Annotated in this window: 15 protein-coding genes and 4 tRNA genes; 13 read left to right on the forward strand and 6 right to left on the reverse strand. The window is 44.2% G+C overall.

Features of this window, described 5'->3' with window-relative positions; translation table 11 throughout:
- From CXF82_RS11060 to CXF82_RS11085, 6 genes are all read left to right on the forward strand, one after another.
- A partial coding sequence (locus tag CXF82_RS11060) for an ATP-binding cassette domain-containing protein (RefSeq protein WP_145991685.1) occupies positions 1–823 on the forward strand: 823 nt, incomplete at its 5' end.
- Positions 820–2202 carry an HlyD family type I secretion periplasmic adaptor subunit gene (locus CXF82_RS11065; RefSeq protein ID WP_101089391.1) on the forward strand — a complete coding sequence of 461 codons (1383 nt, stop codon included), beginning with the start codon at positions 820–822 and terminating at the stop codon, positions 2200–2202. The genes CXF82_RS11060 and CXF82_RS11065, both read left to right, overlap by 4 nt.
- A gap of 32 nt (positions 2203–2234) precedes the next feature.
- On the forward strand, positions 2235–3650 hold the full coding sequence (locus tag CXF82_RS11070; RefSeq protein WP_101089392.1) for a TolC family outer membrane protein: 1416 nt from the start codon (positions 2235–2237) through the stop codon (positions 3648–3650).
- Complete coding sequence (locus CXF82_RS11075) at positions 3647–4252, forward strand: OmpA family protein (protein ID WP_101089393.1); 606 nt, start codon at positions 3647–3649, stop codon at positions 4250–4252. The genes CXF82_RS11070 and CXF82_RS11075 overlap by 4 nt, the downstream gene beginning before the upstream one ends.
- 18 nt (positions 4253–4270) lie before the next feature.
- Entirely contained in the window at positions 4271–4984 is a 714-nt protein-coding gene (locus CXF82_RS11080) for a transglutaminase-like cysteine peptidase (protein WP_101089394.1), read from the forward strand.
- 8 nt (positions 4985–4992) lie between these two features.
- Positions 4993–6915, forward strand: a complete 1923-nt coding sequence (locus CXF82_RS11085; RefSeq protein WP_101089395.1) for a bifunctional diguanylate cyclase/phosphodiesterase — start codon at positions 4993–4995, stop codon at positions 6913–6915.
- A 459-nt stretch (positions 6916–7374) separates the two neighbouring features.
- On the opposite strand, the gene CXF82_RS11090 is transcribed toward CXF82_RS11085, so the two are convergent.
- From CXF82_RS11090 to CXF82_RS11105, 4 genes are all read right to left on the reverse strand, one after another.
- A tRNA-Pro gene (locus CXF82_RS11090) sits at positions 7375–7451 on the reverse strand.
- Between the two features lie 174 nt (positions 7452–7625).
- Positions 7626–7702, reverse strand: a tRNA-Pro gene (locus CXF82_RS11095).
- A gap of 35 nt (positions 7703–7737) precedes the next feature.
- A tRNA-His gene (locus CXF82_RS11100) sits at positions 7738–7813 on the reverse strand.
- A gap of 39 nt (positions 7814–7852) precedes the next feature.
- Positions 7853–7929, reverse strand: a tRNA-Arg gene (locus tag CXF82_RS11105).
- A gap of 216 nt (positions 7930–8145) precedes the next feature.
- On the opposite strand from CXF82_RS11105, the gene CXF82_RS11110 reads away from it, so the two are divergent.
- Positions 8146–10767 carry a bifunctional diguanylate cyclase/phosphodiesterase gene (locus CXF82_RS11110; protein WP_102044199.1) on the forward strand — a complete coding sequence of 874 codons (2622 nt, stop codon included), beginning with the start codon at positions 8146–8148 and terminating at the stop codon, positions 10765–10767.
- Between the two features lie 43 nt (positions 10768–10810).
- On the opposite strand, the gene rep is transcribed toward CXF82_RS11110, so the two are convergent.
- On the reverse strand, positions 10811–12823 hold the full coding sequence (gene rep, locus CXF82_RS11115; protein WP_101089397.1) for a DNA helicase Rep: 2013 nt from the start codon (positions 12821–12823) through the stop codon (positions 10811–10813).
- A 404-nt stretch (positions 12824–13227) separates the two neighbouring features.
- Here rep and CXF82_RS11120 point away from each other — a divergent pair, with 404 nt between their 5' ends.
- From CXF82_RS11120 to CXF82_RS11135, 4 genes are all read left to right on the forward strand, one after another.
- Positions 13228–13806 carry a TetR/AcrR family transcriptional regulator gene (locus CXF82_RS11120; RefSeq protein WP_180961202.1) on the forward strand — a complete coding sequence of 193 codons (579 nt, stop codon included), beginning with the start codon at positions 13228–13230 and terminating at the stop codon, positions 13804–13806.
- A gap of 15 nt (positions 13807–13821) precedes the next feature.
- On the forward strand, positions 13822–14940 hold the full coding sequence (locus CXF82_RS11125; protein ID WP_102044200.1) for an efflux RND transporter periplasmic adaptor subunit: 1119 nt from the start codon (positions 13822–13824) through the stop codon (positions 14938–14940).
- Between the two features lie 15 nt (positions 14941–14955).
- Positions 14956–18036, forward strand: coding sequence for a multidrug efflux RND transporter permease subunit (locus CXF82_RS11130; RefSeq protein WP_101089399.1), 3081 nt, complete (start codon positions 14956–14958; stop codon positions 18034–18036).
- Between the two features lie 173 nt (positions 18037–18209).
- Entirely contained in the window at positions 18210–18464 is a 255-nt protein-coding gene (locus CXF82_RS11135) for a ubiquinone biosynthesis accessory factor UbiK (protein ID WP_101089400.1), read from the forward strand.
- An 84-nt stretch (positions 18465–18548) separates the two neighbouring features.
- On the opposite strand, the gene CXF82_RS11140 is transcribed toward CXF82_RS11135, so the two are convergent.
- Positions 18549–19394, reverse strand: coding sequence for a DUF417 family protein (locus CXF82_RS11140; RefSeq protein ID WP_102044201.1), 846 nt, complete (start codon positions 19392–19394; stop codon positions 18549–18551).
- 239 nt (positions 19395–19633) lie between these two features.
- Between CXF82_RS11140 and CXF82_RS11145 the strand changes: the two genes are divergently transcribed.
- Together CXF82_RS11145 and CXF82_RS11150 are read left to right on the forward strand one after the other, a co-directional pair.
- Complete coding sequence (locus CXF82_RS11145) at positions 19634–20416, forward strand: phosphatase PAP2 family protein (protein ID WP_257982774.1); 783 nt, start codon at positions 19634–19636, stop codon at positions 20414–20416.
- Between the two features lie 82 nt (positions 20417–20498).
- Positions 20499–20984 carry an Lrp/AsnC family transcriptional regulator gene (locus tag CXF82_RS11150; RefSeq protein WP_101089403.1) on the forward strand — a complete coding sequence of 162 codons (486 nt, stop codon included), beginning with the start codon at positions 20499–20501 and terminating at the stop codon, positions 20982–20984.
- Positions 20985–21034 lie beyond the last annotated feature (50 nt).

The following is a 21034-nucleotide window of genomic DNA, read 5'->3' on the forward strand; positions in this document are numbered from 1 at the left end:
CAACCAAACTGCCAGTGCACTGCGTCAACTTAATGAAATCATGGCTCAAGAGAGTGAGTTTGAAAACAAAGGTCATCTCGTTAGCAGACAGCGATTACAAGGCCAAATTAGTGCGGACCACTTAGCATTTAGCTATCCAAATTCAGAACGGCCAATACTTCATCCATTATCAATAAAAATTGAACCTGGCGAACGGATTGCAATAATAGGCCGTAATGGTTCAGGTAAAAGTACTCTCGCTAAAGTGCTGGTTGGACTTTTTCAGCCTAGCAAGGGCAGTCTCACATACGACGGCCTAGATTCAGCTCAAATACACCCAAGTGATCTACGACGTAACTTCGGTTATTTACCGCAAGATATTACTTTGTTTCACGGCACCATTCGCGACAACATCCTCTTTGGAACACGACAAGTTACCGAACATCAGCTGATTAGGGCCGTACAGTTATCTGGGGTTAACTTGTTTACTAATCTAGAATCCGAAGGGCTCGATCAACAAGTGGGTGAAGGAGGCAGAGAGCTTTCTCGTGGTCAACGACAGACCATTGCATTAGCACGAGCAACGCTGAACGATCCCCCGGTATTATTAATGGATGAACCAACGGCCAGTTTAGACGCTAGAGCTGAAAAACAGTTTATTCAAGCTATGCACAATGTCAGTAAAGACCGAACGCTATTGCTTATTACCCACAAAATGCACTTATTGAATTTGGTTGACCGCATTATCGTATTAGACCGCGGCCACATTGTTGCCGACGGTGCTAAAGCTGATGTACTTAAAAAGCTAAATGAAGGCTTGCTTGCAGGAGCGGTAAATAAATGAGTAAGCATTTAACTTCACAAGACTTAGACATGGTTGACGATGTTTATGGCGCCATGATGGCCGATGCACCGACCAGCCATCGATTAACCATATGGGCGCTTGCATCGCTCGCCGTCACATTTTTGATTTGGGCCTACTTTGCTGAGTTGGATCAAGTCACGACAGGAATGGGAAAAGTCATTCCCTCTTCTCAAATCCAGATAATACAGAGCTTAGATGGCGGCATATTGCAAGATATGTACGTGCAAGAAGGCTTTATGGTGACCAAGGGACAAGCACTTGCACGCATTGATGCAACACGCTTTAAATCTGACTTTGCCCAGCAAGAGCAAGAGGTTAATAGTTTACTATCCAATGTCATCCGTTTAAAAACCGAGTTGAACAGTATCACTATTTCTAATATCGGCACTGACTGGAGAGAGCAAGTAAAAATACAACCTCATGTGCTAATTTTTCCTGAGTTATTAGAAGATAATGAGCCGGAGCTCACTAAGAGACAACGAGAAGAGTACCAAGGTCGGATTGATAACCTGAGTAACCAGCTCGAGATCCAAGCAAGACAGATCCAACAACGAAATCAAGAGATCCAAGAGTTAGCCTCTAAAATCAGAACACTCACAACAAGCTTCCAATTAGTCTCTAGAGAACTAGAGCTGACGAGGCCACTAGCAGATAAAGGGATTGTTCCCGAAGTTGAACTGCTCAAGCTGCAGCGAGTCGTAAACGACATTCAAGGAGAGCTGTCTTCATTACGGTTATTACGCCCAAAAGTGAAGTCAACCATGGATGAGGCCATTTTGAAGCGCAGAGAAACTGTGCTTATTTTTGCTGCGGATACTCGGGCTCAGTTAAATGAGATGCAAACCAAGCTGTCGCGTATGAATGAAGCACAAGTTGGCGCACAAGACAAAGTCAGTAAAGCTGAAATCACCTCCCCTGTTAACGGCACCATTAAAACGATTCACATTAATACGCTCGGCGGTGTTGTACAGCCTGGCGTTGATATTATTGAAATTGTTCCTTCAGAAGACAAGCTGCTTATTGAAACCAAGATTATCCCCAAAGACATCGCATTCTTACATCCGGGCCTTCCGGCAGTAGTCAAAATCACCGCTTATGACTTCACTCGATATGGTGGGTTAAATGGGGTTGTAGAGCATATTAGTGCTGATACTACACAAGATGAAGAGGGCAATAGTTTCTATATTGTAAAAGTTAGAACGGAGTTTTCTAGCTTAACAAAGGACGATGGCACGGAAATGCCTATCATACCAGGGATGTTAACCTCGGTTGATGTGATTACTGGGCAGAGATCTGTTTTAGAGTACATACTTAATCCAATATTACGGGCTAAAGATACGGCGCTCAGAGAGCGTTGAAGCCTTATAAAAAACGACCTGGAGGGGTTAACATGGACAGCAGCATAATGCGGCAGGTAAGACGTAGTGCCATTGCACTCGCCGTTGGCGCACTAATATTGCCCGCGTCGGCTTATAGCCAAACGTTAGAGCAAGCAGTAGCGCACACATTAGATACAAATCCTGAAATACGGATCGCATTTAATCGCTTTAAAGCACGAGAAGAGCAAGTTAACCAAGCTGTTGCAGGTTACATGCCTACCGTCGATATTTCTGGTGGTTACGGATGGGAGCAAACTAACAGCCCATCGACTCGTCGCCGTGCAGGCCAAGGTGACGTCGATGATGACGGTGTTATTGAGCTAGAACGAGGTGAAGCCGGTTTTAGTATTAAACAAATGCTATTTGATGGTTTTTATACCAGCAGCGAAGTTGATAGATATAGCTTTGAAGCCAGTGCAGAGCAATGGGCATTATTTGCGGCAGCCGAAGATATGGCGCTTGATGTGGTTAAGGTATACACCAACTACATCCGCAGTGAACAAGTGCTCACCTTGGCTGAGAAAAACCTCGAAAGCCATAAAGATATATATGATCAGATTAAACAAAGAACCGATTCAGGATTAAGCTCAACGGCAGATCTATCTCAAATCACCGGCCGTTTAGCACGTGCGAATGCCAATGTGATTTCTGCTCGCAATAATTTCTATGATGCCAGATCACAGTTCGTTCGCATTGTGGAGCAAGAGCCTGAAGATATGATCGTTCCAGTGCCTGATGCCGATATGTTACCAAGCGACCTCAGCACCAGTGTGATGATGGCGCAAGATAATCACCCGATCCTTAAATCAGCCTCAAGTGACATTCATGCCGCTGAGAATGAAAAAGATTCGGCTCAATCAAATTATTACCCTAAGTTTACCTTAGAGCTTGATGGTAATTGGAATAACGATCTTGACGGTGAAGACGGTTACTCATTGTTATCAAGTAACAATGTTGGTGGGCATAGTAACGATCTCGTTGCCATGATCAGAGTTAAGTACAACCTATTTGCGGGTGGCCGTGATTTGGCCCGAGAAAAAGAAGCAGCCTATAAAATAGGTGAAGCAAAAGAGATCCGTCAACGTGCGCATAGACAAGTCGTTGAAGGGGTTAACTTAGCTTGGAATGCATATGAGCTATTAACACCGCAAAAAATGTATATTCGTGACCACGTTATTGCAGCTAAAGACACGCAAGTAGCCTATAGCCAACAGTTCAATTTAGGTCAACGTACATTACTGGATTTGCTCGATACCGAAAATGAATTATTTGAAGCAAGAAAGGATTATTTAGTCTCTGAATATGACCAAATAGTGTCGCAATACCGCATTCTCAATGCGACAGGGCAATTACTTGATTCATTAAGAGTGACTCGCCCAGATGTATGGCAAGGTGAACGAGATTACGAAGGAGGAGTACCGCAATGAAAACCTTAATTATAATATTGAGTTTAGCCATATTAGGTGGCTGTTCAATGCGTGATACTGTATCAATGGACACGCCGACTAAGCAGGTTTACGATTTAAATGATATCGATCATGACGGTGTCATCGTAGCAAGAGAGCGTTGCACAGAAACAGAGCTTGGGGCAACTATCGATAACTATGGTTGTGGTAAAATCAAACCCATCAATGAACGTCAAGAGTTAAAGATTTTGTTTGCCAATGACTCTTACTACATCGATCCGGTTTACTATACCCAAGTAGAAATCATTGCCAGTTTTATGCAAAAGTTTCCCAATACACAAGCGGTTATTGAGGGCCATTGTAGTAAAACGGGATCTCATGATCATAACCAAGAACTATCGCAAAACAGAGCGAATGCCGTAAGTGCATTGCTAAGCGAGCGCTTTGATATTGAATCATCTCGTTTAAGTGCTGTAGGATATAGTTTTGATCGCCCAATCGATCCGACTCATACCGCTGCTGCGCATAAAGTGAATCGTCGAGTAATAGCGGAACTCACTGGTGATGACACCACTGCCGATATGAAATGGCATATATATACCGTAGATGAAGTTGTTAATTAGGAGACGAGCTAGCGCAGTATGAATGACAGGCTTTATAAATTAAAAAAATTAAAAAAAGTCTGTCAATTCAAATTGGCGGTATTGGCTTTGTCTGTGTCTTCTCTTTATCTAGACGCGAATCCAGTACCACAACTAGACTCTGCACATATTACCCAAACAATAGAATCTCAATATGGAGAGCGGGCGGGTAAACGTATTAGAGCTTGGTTTAAAATTCTTGACGAAGCGAGGGAATTACAAGATAGCGATAAAATATTGATGGTTAATAATTTTTTTAACCTCTTTCATTTTGTCGAAGATATAAAACTTTGGGGAAATAAGAATTATTGGGCTACGCCAATGGAGTTTATTGGCGTTAGCGGCGGGGATTGCGAAGATTTTTCTATCGCAAAGTATTTCACGTTGCTCCAACTTGGTGTTTCAGAAGATAAATTACGCATTACTATGGTTAAGGCAACCAGCGTAAACCAATACCATATGGTGCTTGCCTACTATGAAACTCCCTCTTCCATCCCCCTCGTTTTAGATAACCTTGATAAATCCATAAAACCAGCAACGCAGCGCAAGGATCTAATCCCGGTATACAGTTTTAACGGTCGACAATTGTGGCTAAATAAAGAAAAAGGACGAGGCGTTCTAGCAGGATCATCATCGAAACTTGCGAAGTGGAATGACCTAAAACAACGTTTAGGTGTTGAGCGACTCAAACAACCTAAACTAAAACTGGAGTAGTTAACAAGATGACACTGTTTCGACAGATATACACACTTCTGTTTGTTCTATTTTTGCTAGTGGTAGCGAGTTTAGGGTATGTGCAGTTTACCGAAACTCAGAGCTTTCTGACCAAGCAAATGGAATCTGACCTCAACAATACCAGCAATTCGCTCGGTATCATGCTGGTACCCGATTTAGAAGCGGGCGATATTGTCGGTGCAGAAACCTTAATCAATGTCATCTTCGAAGGGGGTTATTACCAAGAGGTCAAATTAACTTGGTTAGTCGATGGCAAACAGCAAGCTTGGCAAAATCCAGTCGCTATTGAAGGTGTGCCGCAGTGGTTTATTGACCTTGACCTCTTCAAGACAATTCGACGAGAAAGCACGATTACTTCAGGATGGATCCAACTAGCAAGACTAGAGATCACCGCCCACCCAGGTTTTGGTTACCATGAACTGTGGCGCACCATGACCAATGCAATCATTGTTTTTTCCATACTTTTTTTAATTGCAATTATTTTGGCCCGTGTTGGCCTTACGTGGATTTTGAAGCCATTACATGAAATTGCGGAACATGCTAAAGAGATAGCCAATAGAAAGTTTGGCCCTGATATGGTGGTGCCTAGAACCCTTGAGCTGAAATCAGTCGTTCAAGCCTTCAATAGCATGTCTGAGCAGCTCAAACAGATCTTTACCTCTCTTGATGAGGAGGTCGGCGAGCTGAGAAAGAAAAATCTAGTTGACCAAGTCTCTACCCTCCCCAATCGTCAATACATGATGGGTAGGTTGAATGGCTGGTTAAGCGAGCCGAAGAACGGTGCGCTTATTATGGCTAAAATGGACTGGCTTGAAGAGGTCCACAGTAAATATGGTTACCAAGTAAGAGATGAGACCATCAAGCTGTTAGCTGAAAAAATGAAGCAGCATTTAGACGGCGTGACCACATCCGTCATCGCCCGTATTGCCGCCTATGAGTTTGCGTTTCTGATCACAAGCTCTGAGCATGATCAAACCAGTAAATACTTGCAGACCCTTATTCGCACCATTAACCAAGAAATGTCTAAAGCCGGTTGTAAGCCAAATGAAGGCTTCGCACTAGGGATTGCAGAACGCATAGGTCAAATGACGGTTAGCGACATTTTGGCGCAGGCTGACAATGCACTGCAAAAATCACTGCAGGAAAATAAAGTATTCCATTGGTTTGAGACAAATGAGAAACAACTGTTTACTCGCGAGCAATGGCGAGAGCACCTCAGTACCGCAATTAGCGGTGGCAAGTTTAAGTTTAAGTGGCAACCTATATTACTTAATGACAATGATTCAGTACTACAAAGAGAGCTTTATTGTCAGCTAGAGATCGGTGATAAAAAAGTGTTTGCGGGTCAGTTCATGCCTTATATTGAACTATTATCGCTGGGCACTTTACTCGATAAATGTTTAATCGAAACTATTAGTGCAAAAGACTTACTCGGCCGTAATTTTGAACCTATTGCTATCAACCTAACGTTTGAAAGTATCAATGACATTGAGTTCCATCAGTGGCTCAATAAATTGCTGCGATCATCTGCGTTGAGAGAACGTATATGTTTTGATATACCAGAAGCGGCGGTATATAGCAGCCCAGAGGCTTGTGAAGCTCTGTGTACGGTTATTAGAGACAATGGTGCACACTTTGGTATCGATCATTTTGGTCGCCAGTTTGGCTCAATGCGCTACTTACAAAGCTTAAGACCTAGCTATGTTAAGTTAGATCAATCATTTGCATATTATGATGACAGTGAGCATAGCAGTGAGCTTTGCCGTGCCTTAATCAATGTAGCCAAAGGGCTAGACATTGAGGTTATCGTCACCGGCATAGAAGAGAAACAGCAGTTAGCGCGTTTCGTCCCCTTAAAGACCAATGCTTATATGGGCTATGTATCACCACCAATAGACATTGAGCTATAGCGAGGCACCTGCATAACCAAATTGATTAAGGCCTCAACAGAGGCCTTTTGTTTGTCTACAGTAAAATTTCAATCGCTTTGAACTCTAAAATTGCTTTCCTCAAAATACCAAATGTATTGAGTATGCTGTCAATCCAGCTGCACTCAAGCCTTAACTCATGCGCATTGATTGGATGAACATGATCGTTTTTCCGATCAATACACAGCAGAAGTGGAATATTCAAGTAAATTCAACACACAAAAAAGCCCTTGAATTGCTCGAAGGGCTTTCTAGTAAAGTGGTCGGCTATCGGTTCATAAAAAATGAGGATTTGAACCTGGCTTTAATCAAAACGAAAAAAGCCTCCTGATAAATCAGGAGGCTTTTCGAAAGTGGTCGGTCGTTAAAAGTAGGATTCGAAGCCTTTAATTCTAACCAACAAAAAAGCCCCTCGATTTCTCGAAGGGCTTTCTAGTAAAGTGGTCGGTGATAGAGGATTCGAACCTCTGACCCTCTGGTCCCAAACCAGATGCGCTACCGGGCTGCGCTAATCACCGTAAACTTTTTAAAGATGGTCGGTATCTTGTAAAAAGCAGGATTCGAACCTCTGACTCTCTGGTCCGCTCTTGCTTCAAATCAGGATGCGCTATCGGGCTGCGCTCTTATTTTACTAAGAATCCGAAAATCTTTTGTCTAACTAAATATCGAGTAAACTCGTTATCTTTTAAATGTGGTCGGTGATAGAGGATTCGAACCTCTGACCCTCTGGTCCCAAACCAGATGCGCTACCGGGCTGCGCTAATCACCGAACTTTTAAAACTATTCTAACAACACGAGGAAAAATGGGGTGACTGATGGGGCTCGAACCCACGACAACCGGAATCACAATCCGGGGCTCTACCAACTGAGCTACAATCACCACTGCTATTTCCTACTAACAAAACATCCGTTTCCTATCTGGTGCACCCAGAAGGATTCGAACCCTCGGCCTCACCCTCCGGAGGGGTGCGCTCTATCCAGCTGAGCTATGGGTGCCTTGCCTTGTTAGCGACGCATATAATATGGATAAAACACCCCCCCGTCTACACTTGATTTGCATTTTTCATCTGCTTGCTCAAGATTTGAGTCGTTTGTACGGTTTTATAGCACGATTGGACAAAAATAAAGCTTTGGATATAAACATTTTTCATGTTATTTATAAAGATTAGTTAAAATCATGATCGAAATAAAAATAGCGCTTGGCGGAAATGCATGTTTAGGGAAGAAACATTGCAGTCGACAGAAACTGTGAGATTGCACAAAAGGATTGCACGCTTAAAAGTATTGGCTCTTAAATACAAGCGCGCTGAGATCACTCAAAACGCTCTGTTGGATATTTCCAACTTAGCTGCCAGTGTCAGCACACCTGAAGAGTTTTACTCATCTTTGCATCAATCCCTCAAAAAGCTCATTGCTGCTGATAATTTCTTCATCGCGACACTAAATCCTGTTACGGGAAGAATTGAAATTCCCTTTTTTGCAGATGAAAAAGATCTACATCCACAAGATTGTTACCCCAATGAAGATCTATCCCAAATGCTTTATAGCGGTTTGACGGGTTATGTGCTTAAAACCGAACAAGCACTGGTTTGCAATAACGACACTTACCAACAGCTCGTCAACTCTAACGCTATTATGCCCAGAGGCAGCAACTGTCATCTGTGGGTAGGGGTTCCAATTAGGAGCGCAGAGTGCACCACTGGGGTGCTTGTGGTGCAAAGCTATGACTCCAACATCCACTATGGCGATATAGAAGTAGAACTGATGAACTTCATTAGCCATCATATCTCTGCTGTCGTTGAACGTTTGCAATATCAAGAGCAACTTGAGCTCGCTATCGAAACTCGCACCAAAGAGCTCAGCATTGCTTACAACAAGTTGAAACTTGAAGTCTATGAAAGACGAAGAGCCGAGCGATTGCAGCAGTCTTTGTTTGAGATTGCGGACCTCGCAACATCCAATATTGATAGCCTAGAGTTTTACGAAGAGCTTCATCGGGTCATTAGTCACCTTATCCCAATCAATAATTGCTTTATCTCGTTGCTTAACGAAGAACGAAACACTTTAAGTTTCCCCTACTTTGTTTCACAGTTTGATCTACCTTCTCCTAAGCCTAGAGCCGTTAGTGACGGGTTAACTGAGTACATTTTATTAAACCATAAACCTAGATTATTAGAGCGCAGTGACATTAATGCATTAATTCAATCAGGAGAGCTCTATTGTGAAGCCCCTGAACTCAATGACACCCAAGAGATAAACCAGTGGATAGGCTTACCATTATTGATCCACGGAAAAGTCAGTGGTTCGCTCACCATTTACAGTTACAGCTATAGCCAAAACTACCAAGAAAAAGACTTAGAGCTGCTTACCTTTGTCTCGCAGCATATCGCCACAGCGATAGAGAAAAAACTCTCGTCAGAGTCATTGCAACTCAGCTACGAACAATTAGAAGAGAAGGTACATGAGCGCACTCAAGCGCTTGCTTGTGTAAATGAGGATCTTGAAGAAGAGATCCATCAGCGTAAACGCATTGAGCGACAACTGGTACATGACGCCAAACACGATAACCTCACAGGGTTACCTAATCGCGCCATGTTTATGGAGCGTTTATCGCAAACAATTAAGCATGCTCGACGCCACACTCTCGACAAGTTTGCAGTGCTGTTTATCGACATGGATAGGTTTAAGCTGTTAAACGACACTTTAGGTCATCTAGAGGGCGACCGTTTTCTAATTGAAACAGCCAAACGCCTGCACTTCTGCATTCGCAGTAACGACATGCTAGCCCGTTTAGGCGGTGATGAGTTTGTTATCTTATTGGATTCCGTTGGCAATCAGAAAGATGCTGAAGATGTCGCTGAGCGTGTATTAGTTGAGTTGTCTCACCCCTTTACCCTTTCAAACCAACAAGTCAACTCCAGTGCCAGTATCGGAGTTGCCATGAGTGACTCAAGCAATTCAGACACGAGTGAGTCGGTGCTGCGCAACGCTGATAACGCAATGTACCAAGCGAAATCAAAAGGTAAAGGTTGCTACGTGATCTTTGATCACGGTAACAATAAGCAACAAGTCCAAGAACTTGAGCTAGAAAACGAACTCAAGATGGCACTTAAAAAAGGCGAGCTACAACTTAGCTACTTACCTATAATGGAACTCGACACTGAGCGGGTCATTGCATTTGAACCAAGATTATTTTGGCATCATCCAACGCTAGGCAAAGTGAAGCAATTGCAGCTCAATAACATTGCTGAGCACTGCAATTTGCTTATAGAGTTGGATAATTACCTGCTAGCAAGCATTAATGAGGGGTTTCAAACATTAGAACAGCAATTTGGCGTCGACTTCCATTTGCAGGTTTCAATATCAAGCCAGCATTTAAATCACAAGCATGCACTGAGATCATTAAAGAATAAGATTAAGCAATGCGGCTTTGATCTGAGCAAACTAACACTCTTTTTCAATGAGAAAGCCTTCGTACAAAATACCAATAACCACATTAACGCTTTTGAAATACTCAGCAGTCTCAACGTGCAGTTAGGGATAGAAGCTTACGGCAGCGCTCATAGCGCTATAAGCAGCTTAACCTTTTTACCTATTCAGTCATTAAAGCTAGATCCAAGCTACGCAACTCACCTCGAAAGTGAACAGTACCTCAAGCTTATAAAAGCCTATTACAGCGCCGCTCGTGCGCTAGAGCTTGAAATATTCGCGGTGGGAATTTGCAGTAAAGCACACTGCCAAGTGTTATCAGAGATAGGCTTTAAGAAAGGCCAAGGTATTGCGCTGGGTAAAGTATTTGAACTTAATAGCGCAAAAAACCAAGCGTGCGCTTAACGCAGCAGAATGCGGATCTGCTGCGCGGTAAAATATAAAACATTTACTTCTTAAACATATCTCTCAGGTTAGCAATATTGCTCTTACCTTTTTGCTGTAGTTGTTCTGCACTTTGCACTGGCTTACGATTTTCCCAGATCAAGTCATCTTGTGGTAACTCCATCAAAAAACGACTGGGTTCACAACGTATCGTTTCACCAAACTGTCGGCGCTCACGACAGATCACAAACCACAGCTCTCTTTGTGCTCGCGTGATCCCTACGTAGGCTAAGCGACGTTCTTCATCGACATTACCTTCATCAATACTGCTTTGATGAGGCAAAATGCGTTCTTCTGCGCCGACCATAAATACGAATGGGAACTCCAAGCCTTTTGATGCATGTAAGGTCATCAACTGCACTTGGTCTCCACCTTCATCTTCGCTATTACGCTCCATCATGTCGCGTAACGTTAAGCGAGCCACCACCTCCTGCAGTGTCATCCCCTCATCAAGATCGTCACCTTCAAGCATTTCAGTAACCCATCGGTACAGCTCCGAAATGTTTTTCATGCGCATCTCGGCAGCTTTAGCGCTGGTACTGGTTTCGTAGAGGTAGTCTTCGTAATTGATCTTTCTGATCAACTGCTTTACCGCTTCAACGGGCTCGCCGCGCAAAGCGACCTCTCCCGTTTCAACCACAAAACGGCCAAACTGGTACAAAGAAGCCATCGCCGCTGGAGGCAGTTCATGGTTCAGATCGGCCTCAAAAATGGCGGCAAACATTGAGATCTGTTTTTTGTTAGAGAAGTTACCTAAACGCTCTAATGTGGCAGGGCCAATACCTCGTTTAGGCAGGTTAACAATCCGTAAAAAGGCATTATCGTCATCAGGATTCACCACCAAGCGCAGGTAAGCCATGATGTCTTTAATCTCAGCTCGACCAAAAAAGGATGTCCCGCCGCTAAGCTTATAAGGGATACGGTTGGTCATTAGCGCCCGCTCGAGTAAACGAGACTGATGGTTACCACGGTACAAAATAGCGTAGGCACCATACTGGGTGCGCCCAACAAACTTATGTCGGATAATCTCCGCCACAACCCGTTCGGCTTCTTGCTCCTCATTTGCCGCAATTAATACCCGAATAGGCTCACCATAAGCGAGTTCGCTAAACAGGGCTTTTTCATAAATATGCGGGTTGTTGGCGATCAGTATGTTTGCGGCACGTAAAATACGCTGACTAGAGCGGTAATTTTGCTCCAGTTTTATCAATTTTAATTTAGGGAAATCTTTGCCAAGCAACACCAGGTTCTGCGGTTTAGCCCCGCGCCACGAGTAGATTGACTGATCGTCGTCACCCACCACGGTAAAACGAGCCCGCTCACCCACGAGCAACTTCACCATCTCGTATTGACTAGTGTTAGTGTCTTGATATTCATCCACCAGCATATATTTAAACCGAGTCTGCCAGCGCGTCCTCACCTCTTCATTTTGTCTAAGCAATAAAGTAGGCAACAGAATTAAATCATCGAAATCGAGCGCGTTATACGCTTTCATGTGCTGAGCATAGCGATGGTAAAGCACCGCAAATAACTGTTGCTGCTCATCCTTAGCAATCTTGGTGGCTTGCTCTGGAATAACCAAATCCCCTTTCCAATTGGAAATAGTGGTCGCCAGCGAACGTAATAGATCTTTATCCTCATCTAACTCGTCTTGCGTCAGCTCTTTCAGCAAAGATAAAGTGTCTTGATCATCAAACAGTGAGAATCCAGGCTTTAACCCAACCACTTTATGCTCACGCTTGATGATCTCTAACCCTAGAGTATGAAACGTCGAAATCCATAGACCACGAGCTTCTTTACGCCCCATAGACTTAGAGACACGCTCTTTCATCTCGCGCGCAGCCTTATTGGTAAAGGTCACAGCGGCAATATTGCGGGCCTTATAGCCACACTTGTCGACCAGATAACCAATCTTGTTAATAATCACTCTGGTTTTGCCACTACCTGCACCAGCAAGCACTAAACAAGGGCCACTGACATAGTGGACGGCTTCATTTTGTCCGGGATTGAGCTTCATCTGTACTTAACAACCAAGGTATATGAAAGGGGGTACTAGAAAACGAATGATAGCAGAAAGCTAAGGGCTGTAGATCTTCCGAGCTTAGTTTTTGTTTGACTCTTTACCGTAAAGAATAATGATTTTAGTACACAGCTTCAGCGATGATGCTTAGCGGGCTAAACGAAAAGCTCGTAACGCATTCTAGTCGTAAAAGAATAGAAGCATTGAAACGAACCCTAAGGGCCGCGCTTATAGCTGACGATACTCGTCACTATTTTTACAGACTATAATTAATAGAACATTATCTGCCTTTTGTAGTTCAATTTTGTAAAGAGTCTTCCGCACGCTTTATATTTCTTGCCAATTCTCGGTGTGATCACTAGACTAGTGAATGAACGTTCATTCATACCCTGGTAACAACTATGCCAAACAAACGTGACTTAATTTTAAGAGCGACAGAGAAGATTATCGCTTCTAGTGGTATTCAAGGCCTGTCAATGCAACAAGTGGCTAATGAAGCGGGTGTCGCGGCGGGCACAATCTATCGCTACTTTAAAGACAAAAACGAATTGATCTTAGAGCTTAGGAAGGACGTCCTAGCGCATGTTGCAGCCTTTATATTAGAAGACCACCAGCTTGGTACATTAGAGCAAAGGTTTAAACGTATATGGTTAAAAATGCATAGTTTTGGTAAACAGCGCACTCCAACAAATTTAAGCTATGAGCAGTATGCTCATCTACCTGAAATCAATAATGAAGAGATCCGCAATATCGAAATCACCCTGTTTGCACCACTAAAGCAACTTTTTGATGAGGGCAAAGCCGCTGGCATTATGCAGCCTTTGCACCCACGCGCCTTATATGCGCTCTCTATGGAACCTGCAATGGCCATCGCTCGAACAACTCGTCGTGGACAGATCCAGTATGAAGCCCATGAAATCGAACTTGCTTGCGATCTATGCTGGAAAACGATTCTAATCCCCATTAAACCCACTCATTAAAGGAGCTATCAGGACATGAAAAAATGGACCCTGGTAATGTTAATTATCGCCATACTCGCATTTGGTTCTGTCATTGGATTTAACCTGTTTGTAAAAGGTAAAATTGCCGATGCTATTGCTAATATGCCCGAGCCAGTCGCTCCAGTGACCGCTATCACTGTTGCATCAAACACTTGGCAGTCGACCATTAATGCCATTGGCTTTGTGGAGCCCAATCAAGGGGTCACTATCGCCAATGAACTTGCAGGTGTAGTGTCAGCAATTAAATTTGAAAACGGTAGCCGTGTTGAAACAGGCCAAATGCTGATTGAGCTCGATTCTAAAGTAGAGAAAGCCAACCTTAAGAGTAAGCAAGTACAGCTGCCTGCCGCGAGAGAAGACTTTAAGCGACTCACCAAATTGTACCAACAGAACTCAGTGTCTAAACAAGACCTTGATAACAGTGAATCAAAATACTTGGCACTTGTGGCTGATAGCGAAGGCTTAAGCGCCACAATTGGCCGCCGTGAAATCAGCGCTCCCTTTGGAGGCTTGGTGGGTATTCGTAACGTCAATTTAGGTGAGTACCTACAAACAGGCACTAAAATTGTGCGTCTTGAAGATATCAGCACCATGAAAATTCGTTTCACCATTCCACAAACGCAGTTACCGCATATCGCGACAGGACAAGCTGTGCATGTTTATGTTGACGCTTATCCGACCGAACCCTTTGAAGGCATAATATCGGCAATTGAACCCGCTGTTTTTTACCAAAGTGGTTTGATTCAAGTACAGGCACAAATTCCCAATACCGATTCAAAATTGCGTAGCGGGATGTTTGCTAAAGTCGACATCCTGTTGCCTGAACTCGTTGAGCAAATCGTGCTACCACAAACGGCCATCAGCTTTACCCTTTACGGCAACTCAGTTTATGTCATTGAAGACAAAGTCGAAGACGGCGAGCAAGTTAAACGCGTTAAACAGATCAACGTGAATGTCGTTGAACGTGGCATTCATAATGCGTTAGTGACAGGCGAGATAAAGCCTGGCGATATGATCGTCACCTCAGGCCAAGTTCGCTTGAGCAACAATAGCAAAATCAGTGTGAGTGAGGATAAAGCATTAACGCCTCCCGCCACATTGCCACAGCTATAAGCGGAGGTCAGAGTCATGCGCTTTACTGATATATTTATCCGCAGACCTGTGTTGGCTGCGTCAATTAGCTTTCTAATCCTATTACTTGGCTTTTATTCGCTAAACAGTATGCAGGTTCGAGAGTACCCTGAAATGACCAATACCGTGGTCACTGTCACCACCAGTTATTACGGTGCCGATTCAAACTTGATACAAGGCTTTATTACCCAGCCGCTTGAGCAAGCTTTAGCTCAAGCTGACAACGTTGATTTCATGACCTCAGACAGTTTTCTGGGTAGCTCAAAAATCACCGTTTACATGAAACTCAACACCGACCCCAATGGGGCATTGGCAGACATTCTCGCTAAAGTTAACTCAGTACGGTCGCAGCTTCCTAAAGAAGCAGAAGACCCAACGGTTGACATGTCTACCGGCTCGCAGACATCGGTGTTATACATCTCATTTTACAGTGAGCAAATTAACTCTAGCCAAATTACCGACTATCTTGAGCGCGTGGTAAAGCCAGAATTATTCACCATTGATGGTGTCGCCAAAGTCAACCTTTATGGCGGTATTAAGTACGCCATGCGCATTTGGTTAGATCCAGCACGTATGGGGGCTTTTAGCCTATCGTCGACCGACGTAATGAACGTACTACAAGCTAACAACTATCAATCTGCAGTGGGTCAGGCAAACAATACTTTCACCCTGTTTAATGGCACCGCAGACACCCAAGTCGCCACCGTTTCCGAGTTAGAAAAACTGGTGGTCGGCAGTCAGGACGGCCTGGTTATTCGTCTTGGTGATATTGCCGATGTCAGCTTAGAAAAAAGCCATGACGTTTACCGCGCACTCGCCGATGGGCAAGAAGCGGTTGTTATTGGCTTAGACGTCACCCCAACAGCTAACCCACTGATTGTGGCTGCTGATGCGCGTGCGATGATGCCAGATATCACCCGTAACCTGCCGGTATCAATGAAGGCGCGTATCCTTTATGACTCGTCACTGGCGATTGATGAATCGATCAATGAAGTGATCAAGACGATTGGCGAAGCGGCACTAATTGTGATTGTGGTTATCACCCTCTTCTTGGGCTCATTCAGGGCGGTCATTATTCCAATAGTCACCATCCCGTTGTCACTGATTGGTGTTGCCGTCGTCATGCTGATGTTTGGCTTTACACTCAACCTAATGACACTGCTGGCGATGGTGCTGGCGATTGGCTTAGTGGTGGATGACGCCATCGTGGTCGTTGAGAATGTCGACCGGCATATCAAACTTGGCGAAACCCCCTTTAGAGCAGCGATAATAGGTACCCGTGAAATAGCAGCTCCTGTTATCTCAATGACCATTACGTTAGCCGCAGTGTATGCACCAATTGCGTTAATGGGCGGAATAACTGGCTCTCTGTTTAAAGAGTTTGCACTCACCCTTGCTGGTGCGGTATTTATCTCCGGTATTGTGGCACTCACGTTATCGCCAATGATGTGCTCTAAGATCCTCAAAGCCCACTCTGAGCCGAATAGGTTCGAGCGTGGCGTTGAGCGTTTTCTTAATGGCCTCACCAACCGCTACAGCCGCATGTTAAGTGCAGTGCTTAATCACCGTCCGGTAATCGTCGCATTTGCCATAATTGTGTTTGCGTCTTTACCAGTGATGTTTAGCTTTATTCCCTCAGAGCTGGCTCCTAACGAAGACAAAAGCGTTGTGATGATGATGGGCACAGCACCTTCAAGTGCTAACTTGGATTATATTCAGTCCAATATGTCGATAGTCACAGACATGATCACTGCCCATCCAGAAGCGGCTGCATCACTTGCCTTTGTGGGTGTGCCAAATGCGAACCAAGCATTTGGTATCGCACCGCTGGTGCCTTGGAGTGAGCGAGATAAAAGCCAGAAAGAGATGCAAAAAATACTCGGGAAAGAAGTTAAAACGGTTCCTGGTATGGCGGTTACGACCTTCCAAATGCCTGAGCTTCCTGGTGCCTCTGGTGGCTTGCCAATACAATTTGTGATCACCAGTTCAGCATCGTTTGAGAGTCTGTTTCAAATTGGTAGTGGCGTACTTGAAAAAGTGCAGCAAAGCCCACTGTTTGTTTACTCAGAAATTAACCTTAAGTTTGATTCAGGCACCATGAAAATCCACATCAAACGTGATTTAGCCGGTGCTTATGGCATCACCATGCAAGATATTGGTATTACGCTAACCACAATGATGAGTGATGGTTATGTTAACCGTATCAACCTCGACGGGCGCTCATATGAGGTTATCCCTCAAGTTGACCGAAAATATCGTGCTAACCCTGAATCACTTGCAGGTTATTACGTCACCGCGGCCGACGGGCGCTCTATTCCGTTATCCAGCTTGGTCGACATAGAGATGATCTCAGAGCCACGATCATTACCGCACTTCAACCAAATGAATGCAGTAACGGTTGGCGGCGTAGCCACCCCAGGTGTTGCTATTGGTGATGCGATTGCCTTCCTGCAAAACATTGGTGATAACGATTTACCTAAAGGTTATAGCTACGACTTCCTTGGCGAAGCCCGTCAATACGTCACCGAAGGTTCAGCGCTATATGCGACATTTGCTTTAGCACTGGCGATTATCTTTTTGGTTCTCGCTAGCCAGTTCGAAAGCCTGAGAGACCCGCTAGTGATCTTGGTTTCTGTGCCATTAGCCATCAGTGGCGCGTTAATCGCACTTGGCTGGACCCACGTTATGGGGCTATCTTCGATGAATATCTACACCCAGGTCGGGCTCATAACCTTAGTTGGCCTTATTACCAAACACGGTATTTTAATGTGTGAAGTCGCCAAAGAGGAGCAACTGCATAACGGCTTAAGTAGAGTAGATGCTATTAAGCACGCAGCCACCATTAGATTGCGTCCGATCTTAATGACCACAGCAGCAATGATAGCGGGACTCATACCATTGCTCTTTGCTGTAGGTGCAGGAGCCGTTGCCCGTTTCAATATTGGACTGGTTATTGTCTCTGGCCTTGCCATCGGGACTATTTTCACCCTGTTTGTATTGCCCGTTATCTATACCTATTTGGCAGAAAAGCACCAGCCTTTGCCAGTATTTGATGAAGAGCTACAACCGGAGTCGTAATCCATAACCGACAGCATAAGGGCCCACGACGAGATATGGTTGTGGGCCTTTTTTTTATCTGTTGCCGAAGTGCCTCTACACGGCACTCAGCAAATGGTGAATCTTTTGGCAATCGCCATCTCCTAAGGTACAATAACTGCCATACTGAACAGGCACCCTAGCGGATATTAAAGATGATCAATCCAAAGAAAATCGAAGAAGTTGCCAAGCAACTTAGCGAAAGTCTACCCAGTGGACTAAAGCAGTTTGCCGGCGAATTTGAAGAACGCAGTAAGCAAGTTTTGCAAAACCAGCTACAGAAGTTAGATGTTGTTTCGCGTGAAGAGTTTGAAGTACAGCAGCATGTATTAATCAAAACCCGTGAAAAACTAGAAGCACTGCAAGCTCAAGTGGATGCACTAGAAGCTAAACTTAACGCTGAAGACTAATCTCAATATTATTTGACCCAAAAAAGCACCCTTTAAGCGGTGCTTTTTTATATTATGGCTATCCTGTTCTCAAATAAGCATATTTTAGTTTGGCTTGCGCTGTGCAAATAGAATTAGACACCCCGCCAGTAACACTAAGTCTTTAACAATAAACTGGCCACTCCCAGTCAAAACGGGAAAACCTAAGCTGGTTTCCACAGCTGGCAGCGTAATAATAAAAGTCTGTGTCGCAGCAAACGTTAACGCCGCCATCCCAAGCCCAAAAACATAAGTCTTATCAGACCAACGCCCTAACAGCATCCCCGTCACCGCGAGTAACTCGACCACACCAATGAAGTAAGATCCATGCAGCACGCTAAAGAGTGAGTAGATCCAGCTAAACAGCGGACTCGTGCTCATTAGCCCTTCAATACCATCCGCTTCAATTTGGGTAAACTTCATCGCTCCGATCCAAACCATCACCAATAGAATGCCAGCAAGCACCAGTTTCACCGCCACTTTGTTAACTATTGTATGGTTGGCATAATATGAGGCCAGATATAACGAAACGGCTGAGATCCCCAAATACTTAATCAGTCCCTGCCCTGCGCCAATCGCTGGAAATCCCCCTAACGCGTCAATCCAAACGGGATGAGTCACTAGCATGAATAACGGCACTGTCGCTAATGCAGCATAAACATAGAGCATGATCTGGCTCCAACGCTGAGTTGGCATCATAAGCGCAACAACGACAACTAATTGCAATATACCTAAGACAGCTGCTAACCAAGGCATCGTGGGGAGATTGATTTCAAACAGTTGCTTAGTGAAGTACAGACTATCGGCCGCGGTAAAGCGAGTTATGGCAGTGAGCAACAAAAAGCTGCCTAACAAGTAACGGGATATTGTTACGCTGCTTGCAACTGACAATGATTTGAATGAAGTTAGCATGTAGGGCTCTCAATCTTTTTCAATAGTTAAGTCCAGCAATAGACCCGCGCTGGTGCAAAAGCCTTTCAAACATTTTGATATCAGTTAAAGAAGTTTAATTTACACTTCATGTAATTGAACTAGCATAGCCTGCCGTTAATCATTAATCTGCCATGCCATATAACTCCAGTCCACTCCAGTTTCACAGAGTGCTTCTGGGTAACAGACAACAGCTACCATCTTGCTCACTGAGGCCCATATTGAACCCTTTACATCGTGACGCTAAAACCAGTTCCAAACTCCTACTCATAGGCTGGGCGATGTTGATCCTTATCCCTGCGAGCCTTTATATTTTTTCAGTCACCATGTTCCCGCGCATTGAGCTCGATACTCACTTTGCACAATTACTGTATTGGATCACCAGCACTGGCACTGCACCCTATGGCATCGCCACGGGTATTGTCATTCTTATCGCTTGTTATCGCAGTCTTGCTAAGCCTCAGTTTTTACAGCTAGTACTCGCCGTTTCCATCAGCATGGCTGCCACCCTAAGCCTTAATCATTTTTTAAAACCCTTTTTTGCCGAAGCAAGACCTTATGCTGCGCTACTCGCTCAAGAATCACTGCTCAATACCGATGACTTTTATCAACACAACAAAAAAAACAAACGAGCGATGATTAGCACTGCCGTTGAACAACTGGAAGTCGCTCGCAACGATATTAACTTAAGCTCTGCCATTAAAGGACATTGGCAGCACGAGGTTGGTTATTCTTTCCCCTCGGGTCACACATTATTTGCCGTCACCTTGGCGCTAGTGGTTAGTTTCTACCTGTTATTAGCAGGGCAAACTCTATTGCCAACAGCACTCTTTAGTTGGGCGATTGCAATGGGCTTTAGCCGCATGTGGCTCGGCATGCATTGGCCACAAGATGTTCTCGCCTCAACCGTCATTGGCGGTATTATCGCTTTAAGCAGCATTGCAGTGATACAAACACTGTTGATAAGAGTGAATAGGGTGCAGAAACTATCAGCAAACGAATAGCGGGTAAGCTCCAACATCTTGAACTTAAATAGAATAAGGGTATGCTGCCTAAGACGTTATCTGACTTTTAAGAGAAACCCCAATGGCTGACATTCAATTAGACAAAATTGATCTGCATATCCTCAAACTGGTGCAGCAACATGGAAAGTTGTCTAACCAAGAACTTGCTGAGAAAGTCGGTCTATCTCCTTCGCCTTGTTCTCGCAGAGTCAAAGCGTTAGAAGAAGCGGGTTATATTGCAGGCTATGCCACCTTGCTTAGCCCTGCACATTTTGACTTAGCGCTGACCGCTTATATTCATGTGCGACTCGAAAAGCATTCAAGTGAGACTTTAGAGGGATTTGAAGCCAAAGTGGCCTCTTATGACGAAGTACAAGAGTGCTGTTTACTGACGGGTAGTGATGCCGATTACCAATTAAAAGTATTGGTTAAAGACATGTCCGCTTTTAAAGTTTTTCTGCTCGATAAACTCACCACCAATGAAAAGATTGCCGGTGTACACTCAAGCTTTGTACTTAAACAGGTCAAAAACCAAACACAGATCCCGCTCCCTCAGTCTGCTGACTAAATTAGCGCAAACCAGCCTCCAGTCTTGCCTATTGCGACTATAATCTGTGG

It is taken from the genome of Shewanella sp. GutDb-MelDb, assembly GCF_002836075.1.
Lineage (GTDB): Bacteria > Pseudomonadota > Gammaproteobacteria > Enterobacterales > Shewanellaceae > Shewanella.

Bases quoted from the DNA above. Each gene is read 5' to 3' on its own strand.
- CXF82_RS11150 (WP_101089403.1), top strand. From the start codon at position 20,499: ATGGCTGACATTCAATTAGACAAAATTGATCTGCATATCCTCAAACTG.
- CXF82_RS11130 (WP_101089399.1), top strand. From the start codon at position 14,956: ATGCGCTTTACTGATATATTTATCCGCAGACCTGTGTTGGCTGCGTCA.
- CXF82_RS11070 (WP_101089392.1), top strand. From the start codon at position 2,235: ATGGACAGCAGCATAATGCGGCAGGTAAGACGTAGTGCCATTGCACTC.
- CXF82_RS11140 (WP_102044201.1), bottom strand. From the start codon at position 19,394: ATGCTAACTTCATTCAAATCATTGTCAGTTGCAAGCAGCGTAACAATA.
- CXF82_RS11135 (WP_101089400.1), top strand. From the start codon at position 18,210: ATGATCAATCCAAAGAAAATCGAAGAAGTTGCCAAGCAACTTAGCGAA.
- CXF82_RS11110 (WP_102044199.1), top strand. From the start codon at position 8,146: ATGTTTAGGGAAGAAACATTGCAGTCGACAGAAACTGTGAGATTGCAC.
- CXF82_RS11075 (WP_101089393.1), top strand. From the start codon at position 3,647: ATGAAAACCTTAATTATAATATTGAGTTTAGCCATATTAGGTGGCTGT.
- CXF82_RS11120 (WP_180961202.1), top strand. From the start codon at position 13,228: ATGCCAAACAAACGTGACTTAATTTTAAGAGCGACAGAGAAGATTATC.
- CXF82_RS11085 (WP_101089395.1), top strand. From the start codon at position 4,993: ATGACACTGTTTCGACAGATATACACACTTCTGTTTGTTCTATTTTTG.
- CXF82_RS11080 (WP_101089394.1), top strand. From the start codon at position 4,271: ATGAATGACAGGCTTTATAAATTAAAAAAATTAAAAAAAGTCTGTCAA.
- CXF82_RS11125 (WP_102044200.1), top strand. From the start codon at position 13,822: ATGAAAAAATGGACCCTGGTAATGTTAATTATCGCCATACTCGCATTT.
- rep (WP_101089397.1), bottom strand. From the start codon at position 12,823: ATGAAGCTCAATCCCGGACAAAATGAAGCCGTCCACTATGTCAGTGGC.
- CXF82_RS11065 (WP_101089391.1), top strand. From the start codon at position 820: ATGAGTAAGCATTTAACTTCACAAGACTTAGACATGGTTGACGATGTT.